General features: G+C 70.8%; 17 protein-coding genes and 4 tRNA genes. 16 read left to right on the forward strand and 5 right to left on the reverse strand.

The window, feature by feature from the left end:
- The first annotated feature begins 60 nt into the window (after positions 1–60).
- Complete coding sequence (htpX, locus tag GQ466_RS00880) at positions 61–915, forward strand: zinc metalloprotease HtpX (protein WP_161100873.1); 855 nt, start codon at positions 61–63, stop codon at positions 913–915.
- Positions 916–1,150: 235 nt separating this feature from the next.
- Positions 1,151–1,411, forward strand: coding sequence for a hypothetical protein (locus GQ466_RS00885; protein ID WP_103564435.1), 261 nt, complete (start codon positions 1,151–1,153; stop codon positions 1,409–1,411).
- On the opposite strand, the gene GQ466_RS00890 is transcribed toward GQ466_RS00885, so the two are convergent.
- Positions 1,398–1,886, reverse strand: a complete 489-nt coding sequence (locus GQ466_RS00890) for a YajQ family cyclic di-GMP-binding protein (protein ID WP_161100874.1) — start codon at positions 1,884–1,886, stop codon at positions 1,398–1,400. The genes GQ466_RS00885 and GQ466_RS00890 overlap by 14 nt on opposite strands.
- A gap of 174 nt (positions 1,887–2,060) precedes the next feature.
- Here GQ466_RS00890 and GQ466_RS00895 point away from each other — a divergent pair, with 174 nt between their 5' ends.
- Positions 2,061–2,882, forward strand: a complete 822-nt coding sequence (locus GQ466_RS00895; RefSeq protein WP_202419911.1) for a peptidoglycan-binding domain-containing protein — start codon at positions 2,061–2,063, stop codon at positions 2,880–2,882.
- A 60-nt stretch (positions 2,883–2,942) separates the two neighbouring features.
- A tRNA-Tyr gene (locus tag GQ466_RS00900) sits at positions 2,943–3,024 on the forward strand.
- Positions 3,025–3,850: 826 nt separating this feature from the next.
- On the opposite strand, the gene GQ466_RS00905 is transcribed toward GQ466_RS00900, so the two are convergent.
- Entirely contained in the window at positions 3,851–4,357 is a 507-nt protein-coding gene (locus GQ466_RS00905; RefSeq protein ID WP_161100875.1) for a DinB family protein, read from the reverse strand.
- Complete coding sequence (locus tag GQ466_RS00910) at positions 4,341–4,640, reverse strand: hypothetical protein (RefSeq protein ID WP_161100876.1); 300 nt, start codon at positions 4,638–4,640, stop codon at positions 4,341–4,343. Before GQ466_RS00910 ends, GQ466_RS00905 begins: the two co-directional genes overlap by 17 nt.
- Positions 4,641–5,162: 522 nt before the next feature.
- Between GQ466_RS00910 and GQ466_RS00915 the strand changes: the two genes are divergently transcribed.
- From GQ466_RS00915 to GQ466_RS00955, 9 genes are all read left to right on the forward strand, one after another.
- Entirely contained in the window at positions 5,163–5,918 is a 756-nt protein-coding gene (locus tag GQ466_RS00915; protein ID WP_161100877.1) for a protein phosphatase 2C domain-containing protein, read from the forward strand.
- Positions 5,919–5,988: 70 nt separating this feature from the next.
- A tRNA-Thr gene (locus tag GQ466_RS00920) sits at positions 5,989–6,061 on the forward strand.
- A gap of 201 nt (positions 6,062–6,262) precedes the next feature.
- Positions 6,263–6,336: transfer RNA gene (locus GQ466_RS00925), tRNA-Met, on the forward strand.
- Positions 6,337–6,456: 120 nt separating this feature from the next.
- Positions 6,457–6,621, forward strand: coding sequence for a 50S ribosomal protein L33 (gene rpmG / locus GQ466_RS00930; protein WP_103564423.1), 165 nt, complete (start codon positions 6,457–6,459; stop codon positions 6,619–6,621).
- A 138-nt stretch (positions 6,622–6,759) separates the two neighbouring features.
- Complete coding sequence (locus GQ466_RS00935; RefSeq protein ID WP_161100878.1) at positions 6,760–7,197, forward strand: MaoC family dehydratase N-terminal domain-containing protein; 438 nt, start codon at positions 6,760–6,762, stop codon at positions 7,195–7,197.
- Positions 7,197–7,622: a MaoC family dehydratase gene (locus GQ466_RS00940; protein WP_161100879.1), complete on the forward strand. Its 426-nt coding sequence runs from the start codon at positions 7,197–7,199 to the stop codon at positions 7,620–7,622. Before GQ466_RS00935 ends, GQ466_RS00940 begins: the two co-directional genes overlap by 1 nt.
- A gap of 29 nt (positions 7,623–7,651) precedes the next feature.
- Positions 7,652–8,740: a UDP-N-acetylmuramate dehydrogenase gene (locus GQ466_RS00945; protein ID WP_161102315.1), complete on the forward strand. Its 1,089-nt coding sequence runs from the start codon at positions 7,652–7,654 to the stop codon at positions 8,738–8,740.
- 24 nt (positions 8,741–8,764) lie between these two features.
- Positions 8,765–9,325 carry a TetR/AcrR family transcriptional regulator gene (locus GQ466_RS00950; RefSeq protein ID WP_161100880.1) on the forward strand — a complete coding sequence of 187 codons (561 nt, stop codon included), beginning with the start codon at positions 8,765–8,767 and terminating at the stop codon, positions 9,323–9,325.
- 50 nt (positions 9,326–9,375) lie between these two features.
- Positions 9,376–10,788, forward strand: a complete 1,413-nt coding sequence (locus tag GQ466_RS00955; protein WP_161100881.1) for a DHA2 family efflux MFS transporter permease subunit — start codon at positions 9,376–9,378, stop codon at positions 10,786–10,788.
- A gap of 6 nt (positions 10,789–10,794) precedes the next feature.
- Here GQ466_RS00955 and GQ466_RS00960 read toward each other — a convergent pair whose 3' ends face one another.
- Together GQ466_RS00960 and GQ466_RS00965 are read right to left on the reverse strand one after the other, a co-directional pair.
- Positions 10,795–11,871 carry an adenosine deaminase gene (locus GQ466_RS00960; protein WP_161100882.1) on the reverse strand — a complete coding sequence of 359 codons (1,077 nt, stop codon included), beginning with the start codon at positions 11,869–11,871 and terminating at the stop codon, positions 10,795–10,797.
- 169 nt (positions 11,872–12,040) lie between these two features.
- Positions 12,041–13,252: a pyridoxal phosphate-dependent aminotransferase gene (locus GQ466_RS00965; protein WP_161100883.1), complete on the reverse strand. Its 1,212-nt coding sequence runs from the start codon at positions 13,250–13,252 to the stop codon at positions 12,041–12,043.
- A gap of 264 nt (positions 13,253–13,516) precedes the next feature.
- On the opposite strand from GQ466_RS00965, the gene GQ466_RS00970 reads away from it, so the two are divergent.
- The 3 genes from GQ466_RS00970 (at position 13,517) to nusG (ending at position 14,875) form a co-directional block, all read left to right on the forward strand.
- Positions 13,517–13,589, forward strand: a tRNA-Trp gene (locus GQ466_RS00970).
- Positions 13,590–13,736: 147 nt separating this feature from the next.
- Positions 13,737–13,985: a preprotein translocase subunit SecE gene (gene secE, locus GQ466_RS00975; RefSeq protein ID WP_103564416.1), complete on the forward strand. Its 249-nt coding sequence runs from the start codon at positions 13,737–13,739 to the stop codon at positions 13,983–13,985.
- Between the two features lie 104 nt (positions 13,986–14,089).
- Complete coding sequence (gene nusG / locus GQ466_RS00980; RefSeq protein ID WP_161100884.1) at positions 14,090–14,875, forward strand: transcription termination/antitermination protein NusG; 786 nt, start codon at positions 14,090–14,092, stop codon at positions 14,873–14,875.

The following is a 14,875-nucleotide window of genomic DNA, read 5'->3' on the forward strand; positions in this document are numbered from 1 at the left end:
TTTCACCTGGTCAACCCGTTGTCCGAGTGGGTCGGAACTCGCTGCGGGGAGGTCGGGGACGTGCGGTTCAACGGCGTCAAGACGGCGGCGCTGATCGCCTCACTGTCGGCGTTGATGCTGGTGGCGGGATGGGCGTTCGGACGCGGCCCCGGACTGTTCCTCGCCCTGCTCCTCGCCCTCGGCGTCAACGGCGCCGCCTACTTCTTCAGCGACCGGATCGCGCTGCGCTCGATGCGCGCCCATCCGGTCGGCGAGGTCGAGGCGCCGGTGCTGTACCGGCTCGTCCGGGAGCTGTCGGTCGCCGCGCGCCGACCCATGCCGCGCCTGTACATCTCCGAGACCGCGCAGCCCAACGCGTTCGCGACCGGACGCAACCCGCGCAACGCCGCCGTGTGCTGCACGCGCGGCATCCTGCGGATGCTGGACGAGCGGGAACTGCGCGCCGTCCTCGGGCACGAACTGTCACACGTCTACAACCGGGACATTCTGATCGCGTCGGTGGCGGCCGGGATCGCGACCGTCATCACCTACCTGTCGCAGCTCGCGATCTTCCTGCCGATCGGACGGTCCGAGGACGACGACGGGCCCGGCGTCCTCGGCGCGCTGCTCATGCTCGTGCTCGGGCCGGTCGCCGCCGCCGTCGTCCAGATGGCCGTCAGCCGCACCCGCGAGTACCAGGCCGACGCGTCCGGCGCGCGGCTCACCGGGGACCCGCTGGCTCTGGCGTCGGCGCTCCGCAAGATCGAGGCGGGCACCCGGGCACTGCCGCTCCCGCAGGACCCGCAGCTCGCCACCACCAGCTCGCTGATGATCGCCAACCCGTTCCGGGGCGCGGGCATCGGCCGCCTGTTCTCCACGCACCCGCCGACCGCCGAGCGCATCGCCCGGCTGGAGCGCATGGCCGGGCACCGCTGACCGGAACGATCCGAACCATCGCGCGTCCGTCCGCGTCAGAGACAACGAGCGCGCCGGACCTTCTGCGGGGGAGGGACCGGCGCGCTCCCCGGGCGGGCGGGCCGCCGCCGACGACGCCGGCGGCCCGTACGCTCACCTGAGTGACAAGAACACGTCCCGCGCTGTTCTCCCGATCGGGTTGACCGCCGGACCGCGCTGCTCCAGGCTCGTGAGCGGTTCCCCGAGGAGGCGAGTCATGGAGCGCGGCGACCGGCACCGGCACATCCCGTCGCCCCAGTCCCCGCGAGGCGGCGAGGTCGCCTCCAGCGGGACGGGCATGTACGGCGGCAGCGTCCCCTACGGCGGCGAGCCCGCGTCGATCCGGGCGGCGTGGGACGAGATGCTCCGCACCCCCGAGCGGACCAGGTTCTGCCCGCTCTGCCGGGGTTCGGGCCTGCACCGCGGCGCGGAATGCCCCGCCTGCGACGGCCGGGGGACGCCGCTCAGCGGTAGTTGACGAACTGGAGGGCGACGTCCAAATCCTTGCCCTTGAGCAGGGCGATGACGCCCTGGAGGTCGTCCTTCTTCTTGGCCGACACGCGCAGCTCGTCGCCCTGGATCTGGGCCTTGACGCCCTTCGGCCCCTCGTCCCGGATGATCTTGCCGATCTTCTTGGCGTCCTCCTGGGAGATGCCCTCCTTGAGCGCGACGCCGAGCTTGTAGATCTTCCCCTGCGCCTTCGGCTCGCCCGGGTCGATCGCCTTCAGCGAGATGCCGCGCTTGACGAGCTTGTCGCGCAGGACGTCCAGGACGGCCTTGGCGCGCTCCTCGGAGTTCGCCTGGATGTCGATCGCCTCGCCCGACCACTTGATCCCGGCGTCGACGTTGCGGAAGTCGAACCGGTTCGCGACCTCCTTGGCCGCCTGGTTGAGGGCGTTGTCGACCTCCTGCCGGTCGAGCTTGCTCACGATGTCGAAGCTGCTGTCCGCCAACGGGGTCTCCTAGCTGTGGAACGTTCGGTCCGGCGTGCGCCGCGACACATCCGCTCAGGGTAGCGAGCCGTCACCTCCGGGGTGCGTGTGCGGTGGCGGCCGGGAGGGCACGCCTGGTGACGAACGGCTTGCCGCGCTGGTTGATCAGTCCCCCGAAGCGACCCCGGAGGCCCGATGAGGCAGACAAAGCGCAAGGAAGTGAAGCATCTGGACAAAGTGGACGCCCACCCGGACGCGCACCGGTCCACCGAGCCCGACGAACGCGACATCCTGAGCGCCCGCCAGGACGCGACCCACTCGTCCATGCTCGCCGAGGCCCGCAAGTCCCTCGGCCTGAAGGGGCGTCCGAACGCGATCACGCGCTCCTACGCGGCCCGGCACGGCAAGGAGTACCTGACGGCGTCCTGGTGCGACATGGCGATCACGTACTGGGCGCGCCGCTCGGGCAACGCCGACGCCGTCCTGCCCGGCGGCGACCGCGCCTACACCGTCTTCCACGCCGAGGACTTCCGCAAGGCCGGCGCCTGGCACGCCGGAACGACCGACAACGTCCGCGACGCCAAGCCCGGCGACATCGTGTTCTTCGACTGGGGCACGTCCAACTCGATCGACGCCGTGGACCACGTGGGCGTCGTCGAAAAGAACCTAGGCGGCGGACGCCTCCAAACGATCGAGGCCAACACGGGCAACGCGGTGCGCCGCCGCGTCCGCGCCGCCGGCGTGATCGCCGGCTTCGGCCGCCCCTCCTACGACGCCAACTGGACGGAGTCGATGGTGAAGAAGCTCCCCGAACTCGCCAAAGGCGCCCGCGGCGAGCACGTAGAGACGCTACAGGCCCTCCTCCAGGCCCGCTCCCACCCCGACATCAAGCTCACGGGCCGCTTCGACGACGCCACCGAGAAGGCCGTCCGCGCCGTCCAGAAGTGGGGCAAAGTCCACCAGGACGGCGTCGTGGGCCCCCAGACCTGGCCCGTCCTCCTCCGCGTCCACACCTGATGTCACGACCACCCGCGCCGTCCGCTATCCTTTCCAGTGCCGTCGCGAAAGCGACGCCACGGCGGGTTGCCCGAGTGGCCAATGGGAGCGGACTGTAAATCCGTCGGCTTAGCCTACGCAGGTTCGAACCCTGCACCCGCCACACCAGCGAAAACGGCCTCTGACCATGCACAACGGTCAGGGGCCGTCGTGCTGTCCGAGACACCGACGGACAGCCGGGCGCAGCCGTTTGTCACCGGTCCCGGAATATACGCGGAATCGATCCGCGCGTGTCTTGGCAGGTCGGGCCGGAAAAGACGAAGGGACTCCGGCGCGAGCCGGAGTCCCCACGGGATGAGTCGGATCAGTTGTCGAGCGCGTCATCGATCCGCCTGTGCGTCCGGGGCTTCTGCCCTTCGATGCGCTTGGCGTAGATCTCCGGCAACACCTTCAGGCCATGTCCGGCTTCGTCGGCGACGTCGGTCGCCGGAACACCGGCGTTGAGCCGCAGCGAGACGCCCGCGTTCGGCGTGCGTCGATCGGTCGTCCGTCCGCCGCGCTCCCGGCTCCGGAAGCGAACGGGCCACCTCGAAAGGGTTGTAGAAGACGGCCCGCTTGCGCGCGACAGTGGAAGCCGCCGCCGACCTGCCGTCCAGCTTGCGCGCCAGCGCGTTGTTGCTCCGCACTACCTCACCGGCTGGTATCCCGAGATCAACACGTGGGAGCAGCTTCTGCAGCGGCATGAAGACGAGCACCGTTCTTGCGGGCTGGACTCTCACTCGCACGCAAGCATCCCGGACGTGAGCCGGCCCTAGCCTCCGCCGATGGCTGGACGAACATGGCTCGGGGCGCGTTGCTACAGGAGCTCCGCTAGTGCGGGACGTCGCAAGCTGGGCTGGAAGGGTGCGGGACCGTGGCCCTCCTCACCGCCTGACGGCTGTGATCATGCTTTTCGGGTGGGTTCGGCCCATTGATCGACGGTATCGGACTTAGTCGCCGGTCGTGCCGTCGAGCATTTCGCGCAGGATGTCCAGGTGGCCGTTGTGGCGGGCGGTCTCCTCGGTGAGGTGCAAGAGAATCCATCGCAGATCGATGTGAAGGCCGTTGCGGACGGCTCGCCGGGCCCGCTTGTCGAGGTTGTGGCCGGCGACCAGTTCGCGGTAACGGGTGCTCTGCTCGGCGTATTCGTTGAGCAACTGCGTGAGCGGGACGTCGACGGCGATTCGCATCTCGCGGTCAGGGTCATCCTCGGTCCACGGGCCCCGGTCTTCTTCGCCGAGGAAGACCACCTGGAACCAGTAGTATTCGACCCAGTGGAGATGGCTGACGACTCCACTCATGGTCATCAGCGGTGAGGTCGGCAGGATCGCCTTGCGTGCGTTCTCTGCGGAGACGCCCTGGCACTTGGCGCGAGCGGTGTCACGTGCGTAGTCGAGAAATGTGGTGAGCTGGGTGCGCTCGTCCCACGCGTGCGGCGTGTCATCGATCCTGGTCATCGCGTGAGCTTGCCCGGTCGCCGTGGCCGGTGTCGAGTATTTCGCTTCCGGGCATGGTGCGTTGATGGCTTACACGAGCGCATGTCCGTGTTGTGGGTACCTCACGCTGACACAGCGCGGGTCTTTCGAGATCGTAGTTGTTGAGTCTCGCCGGCGTCCAGTCTTTGGCCGGGTACCATTCCAGGTTTGCTGATTCGCCGGGGAAGCGTTGAACATGCTGGGCAGAGGTCGGGGGCTGGCGGATGGTGACGGCGTCGGTGATCTCTTTGCGGAAGCCGCTCACGTGTGCGCCCAGGTGGGGTTTCCTTTCTGGGCCGGTCGGCCTGTCCGGATATGCAACACGGCGGGAGGTTGCTTCTGGGTAAGGAGAGGTGTGCGTCGTGGTCGGAGTGCGGCTTTGTTGGAATGGGATTGTCGGTGCGGCGTTTGGTGTTTGCAGGGCGTGGACGGTGGTGGAAGTCTGCGGGATGCTGGGGATCTGTGGGTGTGAGGGGGAGCGTGGGCGAACGGGGTGAGGGTCGGTCGGCGTGGACAGGGCCGTGGCCTGGTGTGCGAGCGGCTGTGGAGGGGCGGGGGAATTGGCGGTGAGTGGTAGGCGTGACCGGTGTGGTGACGAGTCGTGTGCCTGGTGCGATCAGGACGGGTGGGCGTGCCGGTTCTGCGGTGGGTCCGGGTGGTGGCGTCCGGAGAAGCCCGAGCGGGACGGTGCCGGGGCGCTGAGCTGGGTGCGGGTGGACGAGCCCTGTCGCATGTGCGGCAACACCGGCAAGGAGCACCATCCGCTTGAGGGGTCCGTTCCGGCGTGATGGGCGGGGTGGACGTGCGTCTGGCCACTGAGGCGACGCCCGGGCTGGTCAATGAGGACTTCGCGGCGGTGGGGGACGGTTGGGCCGTCGTGCTCGACGGTGCCACCCAGCATCCGAAGGTCACCACCGGGTGCGTGCATGGGCCGGGCTGGTTGGTGCGGCGGCTCGGCGGTGTGCTCGCGGCGCGGCTTGCCGTGCAGGACGGTGAGGGGCTTGCGGATGTTCTCGAAGAGGCCATTCGCCGTGTCAGGGGGCTGCATGCGGGGTGTGACCTGGAGAATCCGGACAGTCCGTCGGCCACCGTTGCGATGGTGCGGTGGGACGAAGGGCGCCTGGACTGGCTGGTGCTGGCCGATTCGCCGATCGTCCTGGACGACGGGGACGTCACGGTCGTCCGGGACGACCGGGTCGACCGGCTGCCGGCCTACGACGTGGAGACCGTCCGCAGGTCGCGCAACAGCGTCGGCGGGTTCTGGGTGGCCGCCGCCAGGCCGGAGGCCGCGCGGCACGCGCTCACCGGGACGGCGGTGAACGTGAAGAGAGCGGCGCTGCTGTCGGATGGTGCGTCGCGGCTCGTTGAGCGGTTCGGGACGATGAGCTGGCGGGGGCTTCTCGATCTTGTGGAGGAGCACGGGCCGGGCGAGTTGATCCGGCGGACCCGCGCCGCCGAACAGGCCCATGACCTGCCCGGACGGCGAGGGAAGACGCATGACGACGCCACCGTCATCTATCTCGGCGGCACCCCGCGAAAGTGAAGTCGCACCCGCGTGCGCGGCCGTGTATGGTTACACCCGTCGCCGCGACCGCGAGGCCGCAGGACGACAGGCCCCTTTAGCTCAGTCGGCAGAGCGTCTCCATGGTAAGGAGAAGGTCTACGGTTCGATTCCGTAAAGGGGCTCCCCAGGTCAGAGGCCAGTTTCCGCGCGGAGGCTGGCCTTTCCCGTTCCGCAGCGAGAGATCGTGCGATTCGCAGGTCATCCCCGCAGGCGGTATCCTGGGGTCGGTCGGATCGTCCGGAACCGGGTCGTCTCGCGCAACACGGATTCCAGGGTCGCGGCGGACATCGGGTATCCTGGCGCCCGGTCACGCTGACCATCTCGGCGGGGTAGCTCAGTCAGGCAGAGCAAGCGGCTCATAATCGCTGTGTCGCCGGTTCAAGTCCGGCCCTCGCTACTACCTTGGCCTCTCGCCCCCGGCATCGAACGGGGGCGGGCGGGCCTGGTTGCTCCGACCGGTCGCCCGAGCAGGGCGGCCGACGTCACGTCCCTGTCCCTAGCAGAAAGGCACTCCATCGTGGCTGCCACCGACGTACGGCCGAAGATCACGCTGGCCTGCCAGGAGTGCAAGCACCGCAACTACATCACGCGGAAGAACCGGCGCAACGACCCGGACCGCATGGAGCTGAAGAAGTACTGCCCGAACTGCCGCTGCCACCGCGCGCACCGCGAGACGCGCTGACGCGGTCGGCGTTCGCCCGGCGTACGCTCAGCCCGTCCCCGCACACGCCGGGGGCGGGCTGAACGCCGTTCTGTTAGGGTCCCTGGCAGAGCGGTTGGCGGGCGCTCGGCGCCCGGGTCGGGCGGGAGGACGAACGGCATGGCACTGAACCGGGACTTCATCGGACGAAGCTTCCCGCCCTCCGAGCCGTACGAGGTCAGCCGCGTGAAGATCCGGGAGTTCGCGGACGCGATCGGCGACCCGAACCCGATCTACCGCGACCCCGAGGCGGCCAAGGCGGCGGGGCATCCCGACGTCATCGCGCCGCCGACGTTCCCGATCGTCGTCACCCTCGGCGACCCCGCGCTGGTGGACCCCGCGCTCGGGCTGAACTACGCGATGATCGTCCACGGCGAGCAGCGGTTCGAGTACACGCGTCCGCTCCGCGCGGGCGACGTCATCACGACGACCACGACGATCACCGACATCAAGGCGATCGGCGGCAACGAGAAGATCACCGTGGAGACCGTCGTGGAGACGACCGGCGGCGAGCCGATCTGCCGGACGTTCAACACGATCGTGGAACGGGGCGCCTGATGGCCGCGCAGGTGAAGTACGACGACGTCGAGCCGGGCCAGGAGATCCCGGCGCGGACGTTCGCGGTGGACCGCGCGAACCTCGTCATGTACGCGGGCGCGTCCGGCGACTTCAACCCCATCCACTGGCGGGAGAGCCACGCCAAGGCGGTCGGGCTCCCGGACGTCATCGCGCACGGCATGTACACGATGGCGCAGGGCGGACGGTTCGTCACCGACTGGGCGGGCGATCCGGGCGCGGTGCTGGACTACGGCGTCCGGTTCTCCTCGCCGGTGGTCGTGCCGGACGAGGGCGGCGCGACGCTGGAGATCAGCGGGAAGGTCGAGGAGAAGCTGGACGGCAACCGCGTCGTCGTGGCCCTCACCGCCCGTTCCGAGGGCCAGAAGGTGCTGACCCGCGCGAAGGCCGTCGTCCGCCTCGCGTGACGGCCCGCCGAGAGAAGGGGACGGACGACGTGGCGGTGTTCGCCGAAGACGTGAACCTGGCCGGATACACGACGCTCAGGCTGGGCGGCCCGGCGCGCCGGTTCGTGGAGGCCACGACCGAGGCCGAGGTGGTCGAGGCCGTCGCGGCGGCGGACGAGGCGGGCGAGCCGGTCCTGGTGCTCGGCGGCGGCAGCAACGTCGTCGTCGCGGACGAAGGGTTCCCCGGGACGGTCGTCCACGTCGGCACGCGCGGCACCGAGCGGCGCGCGGTCGAGGGCGGACGGGTCGTCGTCGCGGCGCAGGCCGGCGAGGAGTGGGACCCGTTCGTCGCGCGCTGCGTCGCCGACGGGCTGGCCGGCGTGGAGTGCCTGGCGGGCATCCCCGGCCGCGTCGGCGCGACACCGATCCAGAACGTCGGCGCGTACGGCCAGGACGTCGCCGAGACCATCCAGTGGGTGCGCGCGTACGACCGGGAAACGAACGAGACCGTCACGCTCGACCGCGAGCAGTGCCGTTTCACCTACCGGCACAGCGTTTTCAAGGGCTCGGATCGGTACGTCGTCCTGGAGGTCGGGTACCTGCTGCGCGAGGGCGACGACTCGCAGCCGATCGCGTACGCGGAGCTGGCGCGGTCGCTCGGCGTGCCGCCGGGGGAGCGCGTCCCGCTGAAGGAGGCCCGGGACGCGGTGCTGGAGCTGCGGCGCGGCAAGGGCATGGTCGTGGACCCCGCCGATCCGGACTCGCGCAGCGCCGGCTCGTTCTTCACCAACCCGGTCCTCGGCCCGGACGCGCTGGCGGAGCTGGAGCGGCGCGTCGCGGCGCGGCTCGGCCCGGACGTCGCGTTCCCGCGCTATCCCGAGGCGCCCGCGCCGGACGGGACGCCGCGCGTGAAGACGTCGGCGGCCTGGCTGATCGACCGGGCGGGGTTCGCCAAGGGGCACGGGAACGGTCCGGCGCGCATCTCGTCCAAGCACACGCTCGCGCTGACGAATCCGGGCGACGGAACGACCGAAGACCTGCTGGCCCTGGCCCGCGAGGTGCGGGACGGGGTGCGCGCGGCGTTCGGCGTCGAGCTGGTCAACGAACCGGTGCTCGTCGGCGTGACGTTGACAAGTTAGTTATTGGTCACTAACTTAGCCGCCATGAGCCCCCGGATGAGCGCCGCCGAGCGCCGCGAGCAGGTGATCGAGGCGGCCGTCGCCGAGTTCTCGCGCACCGGCTTCGAGGGCACCACGACGGCCGCCATCGCCAAGCGCGTGGGCGTCTCGCAGCCGTACCTGTTCCGCCTCTTCCCGACCAAGCACGCGCTGTTCACCGCCGCCGCCGACCGCTGCTTCGGCGCGATCGAGCAGCGGATGCGCGACGCGGTCGGCGGCCGGCACGGGCGCGCGGCGATCGAGGCGATGATCGACGCCTACCAGGAGATCCTGACCAAGGAGCAGACGCTCCTGCGGCTCCAGCTCCAGATCTACGCGGCGGCGGTCGACGACGCCGAGATCCGCGCCGTCGGGCACGTCCGGTTCGCGGCGCTGTGGCGGCTGTTCGGCGAGCTGTCCGGCGTGGACCCGGACGAGATCATGCAGTTCGTCGCGCGCGGGATGCTCGGCAACGTCCTCCAGGCGTTCGGCGTGCCGTTCCCGCCGGGCCGCAGGCTCGACGGGCGCTGGCTCGCCGACTGGGCCCGCGACGCGGAGCGCCCGTGATTTTTTCGGCCCATCGAAGTTAGTGACTGATAACTAATTAAGGAGGAAGCATGCGACCCCCCAACGCGATCCGCACCTTCATCGTCACCGGACTCGCCCTGTTCATGGTGACGCTCGACAACCTCATCGTCACCAACGCCCTCCCGTCCATCGGCGCGGACCTCGGCGCCGGGCTCGAAGGGCTCGAATGGACGGTCAACGCCTACACGCTGACCTTCGCCGTCCTGCTCCTGCCCGCCAGCGCGCTCGCCGACCGGCTCGGCCGCCGCCGCGTCTTCACCGCCGGGCTCGCGCTGTTCACGCTCGCGTCCGCCGCCGCCGCGCTCGCCCCCGGCACCGGCGCGCTCATCACCGCCCGCGCCGTCCAGGGCGTCGGCGGCGCGATCGTCGCCCCGCTCACGCTCACCATGCTCGCCGCCGCCGTCCCGACGGCCAGGCGCGGCCTCGCGCTCGCGGGCTGGAGCGTCATGAGCGGGCTCGGCGTCGCGCTCGGCCCCGTCGTCGGCGGCGCCGTCACCGAGTACGCGTCCTGGCAGTGGATCTTCTGGATCAACGTGCCGGTCGGGATCGTCCTGCTCGCGCTCACCCCCGCGTTCCTCGCCGAGAGCCGCGGCGGCGCCCGCCGGCTCGACGTCCCCGGGACCGTGCTGCTGTCGGCGGGCCTCGTCGGCGTCGTCCTCGGGCTCGTGCGCGGCAACGAGCACGGCTGGACGAGCCCGCTCGTCCTCACGGGCTTCGTCGGCGGCGCGCTCCTGCTCGCCGGGTTCGCCGTCCGCGAACTGCGCACCGACGCGCCCATGCTGCCGCTCACGCTGTTCCGGAGCCGGGGGTTCACCGTCGTCAACGTCGTCACGATGGCCATGGCGTTCGCGATCTTCGGGGCGACGTTCCTGCTCATCCAGTACCTCCAGGCCGTCAACCACATGTCGCCGCTCGGCGCGGGCGTCCGCACCCTCCCGTGGACCGCGATGCCGCTGCTCGCCGCCCCGCTGACCGCGCCGCTCGCCGCCCGGTTCGGCGCCCGGCCCGTCCTCACCGCCGCCCTCGCCTGCCAGGCCGCCGGACTCGCCTGGACGGCCGCCGCCAGCGGACCCGGCACCGCCTACGCCGAATACGTCCCCGGGTTCGTTCTCTGCGGGATCGGTATGGGGCTGTTCTTCGCGCCCGTCGCGCGGCTCGTCCTCGCGTTCGCGCCGGACCGGCTGAGCGGCGTCGCGTCCGGCGCCAGCAACACGTTCCGCCAGCTCGGAACGGTCCTCGGGATCGCCGTCCTCGGCGCGGTGTTCAGCGCCAACGGCGACGTGACGAGCCCCGCCGCCTTCACCGACGGCCTGCACCCGGCGCTCTGGACGGCCACCGCCGTCCTGGCCGCCGCCGCCGCGCTCACCCTCCTGCTGCCGCGCGCCGAACCGCACCCGGCGCCGGCCGCGCCCGTCCGCGAGGTCGAACCCGCCGCGTCCTGACGCGCCTCAGACCGCTGGCTGGCCCGGCTCCCGGGCCAGCCAGTCGTCGATCCCCGACAGCAGCCGCGACCGGACGTCGTCCGGCGCCGCCGAACCCCGCACCGAATGCCGCGCCAGCTCCGCCAGCTCCGCGTCGCTGAACCCGTGCTCCGCGCGCACCAGCGTGTACTGCCGAGCCAGCCGCGACCCGAACAGCAGCGGGTCGTCGGCGCCGAGCGCGATCCGCGCGCCCGCCTCGAACAGCTCCCGCACCGGCACGTCCGCCGCCGTCGCCGCCACGCCGAGCCCCACGTTCGACGCCGGACACACCTCCAGCGTCACCTCCCGGTCCACGATCGTCCCCAGCAGGGATCGGTCCTCGACCGCGCGCACCCCGTGACCGATCCGGTCCGCACCGAGCGTCTCCAGACATTCCCGGACGCTCGCCGGCCCGAGCAGCTCCCCGCCGTGCGGCACCGCCAGCAGCCCGCCGCGCCGCGCGATCCGGAACGCGCCCTCGAAGTCGTAGGCCCGGCCGCGCCGCTCGTCATTGGACAGCCCGAACCCCACGACGCCCTTCCCGACGTACTGCAGGGCCAGCCGCGCCAGCGTCCGCGCGTCCAGCGGATGCCGCGTGCGGTTCGCCGCGATCACCACGCCGATGCCCACGCCCGCCGCCGCGCCCGCCTCGCGCGCCGCGTCCAGCACCAGCTCCACCGTCGGCGTCAGCCCGCCGAACCGCGCCGCGAACCCGCTCGGATCCACCTGGATCTCCAGCCAGCCCGAACCCTCGGCGGCCTCGTCCTCCGCCGTCTCGCGCAGCAGTCGGCGCATGTCATCGGGGGTGACGAGCACCGACCGCGCGATGTCGTACAGCCGCTGGAACCGGAACCAGCCCCGCTCGTCGGTCGCGCGCAACTTCGGCGGCCACTCCGAGACCAGCGCCTCCGGCAGGTGGACGCCGTGCCGCGCGGCCAGCTCCACCAGCGTCGAATGGCGCATCGACCCCGTGAAGTGCAGATGCAGATGGGCTTTCGGGAGGGCGGCGACGTCCCGTCCCTTGGTGTCGTGCTCGGGACGGCCCGAGGTGATGGTGGCCTCCATGGAGCAATGCTGCCGGATCGTGCCGCGACACGGGCGCGCGGCACCGCGAACCGCCCGTCCGGGCCATGTCCGGACCATGTCGGGTGACTCGTCCCGACCATGCCGGGACGCAAAAAAGGATCATGGACCGGACGATCCGGTCCATGATCCTCGTGGCCGCCGGTGCTTGTCAGCGCGCTTCGGCGAGCAGCTTGGCGACCCGCGACACGCCCTCGACCAGGTCGTCGTCGCCCAGCGCGTAGGACAGGCGGAAGTAGCCCGGCGTCCCGAACGCCTCACCCGGGACGAGCGCGACCTCGGCCTCGTCCAGGATCAGCGCCGCCAGCTCCACCGACGTCTCCGGCCGCCTGCCCCGGATCTCCCGGCCCAGCAGCGCCTTCACCGACGGGTAGGCGTAGAACGCGCCCTCCGGCTCGGGGCACACGACGCCGTCGATGTCGTTGAGCATCCGGACGATCGTGCGGCGGCGGCGGTCGAACGCCGTCCGCATCTCCGCGACCGCCGACAGGTCCCCGGTGACCGCCGCGAGCGCCGCCGCCTGCGACACGTTCGCCACGTTCGACGTCGCGTGCGACTGCAGGTTCGCCGCCGCCTTCACCACGTCGTTCGGGCCGATCAGCCAGCCCACGCGCCAGCCCGTCATCGCGTACGTCTTGGCGACGCCGTTCAGGACGAGCGTCCGGTCCGCCAGCTCCGGCACCACGACCGGCAGCGAGTGGAACTCGGCGTCGCCGTACACCAGGTGCTCATAGATCTCGTCCGTCACGACCCACAGGCCGTGCTCGTCGGCCCAGCGGCCGATCGCCTCGATCTGGTCGCGGTCGTACACTGCGCCCGTCGGGTTGGACGGCGACACGAACAGCAGCACCTTCGTCCGCTCCGTGCGCGCCGCCTCCAGCTGCTCGACCGTGACGCGGTAGCCGGTCGTCTCGTCGGCGACCACGTCCACCGGGACGCCGCCCGCCAGCCGGATCGACTCGGGATAGGTCGTCCAGTACGGCGTCGGGACGATGACCTCGTCGCCCGGGTCGAGCAGCGCCGCGAACGCCTCGTACACCGCCTGCTTGCCGCCGTTGGTCACGAGCACCTGGGACGCGTCCACCGCGTACCCGGAGTCGCGCTCCGTCTTCTCCGCGATCGCGGCCTTCAGCTCGGGCAGCCCGCCCGCCGGGGTGTACTTGTGGAAGCGCGGGACGCGGCAGGCCGTCACGGCCGCCTCGACGATGTACTCGGGGGTGGGGAAGTCCGGCTCGCCGGCGCCGAACCCGATGACCGGGCGGCCCGCCGCCTTCAGCGCCTTGGCCTTGGCGTCGACGGCCAGCGTGGCGGACTCGGAGATGGCGGCGATACGTCGCGAGACGCGAGGTCGGTCAGTGCTCATGCCCCCATCGTTACAGATTGCGGGCGATGCGTTCAGCCCGATATCGCACCCGGCACGTTCCACGGCTCCCGCTGGTCACGGCGGGTGCGCCGGGCCGTCCCGGGGCGCGGCGCGGCGGGTTCCGGTTCGACGTGGAGGGCCGCGCACCGTAGACTCACGTTCCCGGTACCGCGTCGCGGAATACGGCCATGTCCACTCGGCCCGTACACTGTGTCCGGTACGGCCCGGTCCGCGGATTGGGATCTCCTCTCCGGGGGAGGGCGAAGGGCAGTGGCTCAATTGGTAGAGCACCGGTCTCCAAAACCGGCGGTTGGGGGTTCGAGTCCCTCCTGCCCTGCGAGGTGCGGTGCGCGCGTCCCTCGACACACCGGGCCGTCCGGCGCGGGAATGCGCGTCGACCACGTGGTCGTTGGACAATGGCGGTGAGCCTCCGGCGGGGCCGGGTTCCCACGATCACACGACCTACGAGGTGAACGGCGGCACAATGGCGACTGACACGCGCGGCGACGCCGCGGCGAAGGACGAGGGCAAGGGGAAGTCCGCTCCCAAGCGGACCACTCCGCCGCTGTTCGTGCGCCAGGTGGTCGGCGAACTGCGCAAGGTCATCTGGCCGACGCGGCGCGAGCTGATCACCTACACCACGGTCTCCCTGGTGTTCGTGCTGTTCATGGTCGCGCTCGTCGCCGTCCTCGACTGGGCTCTGCAGAAGGGCGTGTTCTGGCTCTTCACCTGAGCCACGACACCGGCGGCCCGGTCCGCGGTCCGCAGGCACCGGCGCGTGGACGCGCCGTGCCACCCGAAAGTCCATGCCCGTACGAGGAGAGAGAGTCAGTCACCGTGTCCGAGCCCTCACAGCCCCGCGACGAGGCCGCCGACGAGGCCCTGGCGGCTGCGGCGGAGCAGGCGCCGGCTGACGAGCCCGCCGCCGCCCCGCTCGGCGAGGCCGAGCCCGCCGCCGACGTCCCCGCGGAGTCCCTGGACGAGGCCGGCGCGGACGACGGCGCCGACGAGGAGGAGCCCCCGGCCCCTCCGGTCGACCCCTACGCCGAGTTCAAGGCGGAGATGCGCCTCCAGCCGGGCGACTGGTACGTCGTCCACTCCTACGCGGGGTACGAGAACCGGGTCAAGACCAACATCGAGACCCGGACGCAGACCCTGAACATGGAGGACTACATCTTCCAGATCGAGGTGCCCCAGCACGAGGTCACCGAGATCAAGGGCGGCAAGCGGCAGAAGGTCAACGAGAAGGTCCTGCCGGGGTACATCCTGGTCCGGATGGAGCTGACCGACGAGTCGTGGGCCGCCGTGCGGAACACGCCCGGCGTCACCGGGTTCGTGGGGTTGCTGAACAAGCCGTCGCCACTGAGCCTGGACGAGGTCGCCAACCTGCTGGCGCCCGAGCCCGAGGAAGGCGCCGTCCGGCCGGAGAAGGCGGCCAAGGCCGCGCCCGCCGTGGACTTCGAGGTCGGCGAGTCGGTCACCGTCATGGACGGTCCGTTCGCTACGCTGCCCGCCACGGTCAACGAAATCAACGCCGAGCAGCAGAAACTCAAAGTCCTGGTATCGATTTTCGGCAGGGAGACGCCGGTCGAGCTGTCGTTCAACCAGGTCTCGAAGATCTGA

This window comes from Actinomadura rayongensis (genome assembly GCF_009831215.1).
Classification (GTDB): domain Bacteria; phylum Actinomycetota; class Actinomycetes; order Streptosporangiales; family Streptosporangiaceae; genus Spirillospora; species Spirillospora rayongensis.